The organism is Cupriavidus phytohabitans (genome assembly GCF_017815025.1).
Taxonomy (GTDB): domain Bacteria; phylum Pseudomonadota; class Gammaproteobacteria; order Burkholderiales; family Burkholderiaceae; genus Cupriavidus.
Map to the genome: position 1 here is coordinate 1 of NZ_JAGIQB010000240.1, position 584 is coordinate 584.

The window sequence follows — 584 nt, forward strand, 5'->3', positions numbered from 1 at the left end:
CGGGCAAGCTGCTGATCAAGCCAGCGAAGAAAAGCGTCAAAGCGCTGCTCACCAAGGTCAGGGAGATCATCAAAGGCAACGCGAGCGTCACGCAGGAGGCATTGATACAGAAGCTGAACCCGGTCATCCGGGGATGGACCATGTATCACCGTCACGTCGTGGCGAAAGCAAGCTTCTCATTGATCGACTCACACATCTGGCATCTGCTCTGGAATTGGGCCAGGCGTCGACATCCCAATAAAGGAGCACGGTGGGTCAGGAAGAGATACTTCCAGGCTGATGGACACCGGTCCTGGGACTTTGCAACGAAGGGTTCGGCTGACAGCGGTACCAGCAGACTTCGGCTCTTCCGCGCAATGACGATCCCGATTACGAGACACGTCAAAATCCGAGGACTGGCCACCCCGTTCGATCCGGCGTGGGCTAGCTATTTCTCCCGCCGTCGAACCGCGAAACGTTCTGTCAAGTTGTTCGGTGCCACACCATGGTGCTGAAGAGTGGCTTGAGCCGGATGCGGGGTGACTCGCACGTCCGGTTCTTAGGGGGCGGTGGCGCAGCAATGCGCTACTGCTACCCGACCAGGT

At 58.2% G+C, this 584-nt stretch carries 1 protein-coding gene; it reads left to right on the forward strand.

All coding sequences use genetic code 11. The annotated features are described in order from the left end of the window. Positions 1 to 494, forward strand: a 494-nt coding sequence (locus J8I34_RS34325; RefSeq protein WP_305826476.1) for a group II intron maturase-specific domain-containing protein, incomplete at its 5' end; no start/stop codon positions are given. Between the last annotated feature and the right edge of the window lie 90 nt (positions 495 to 584).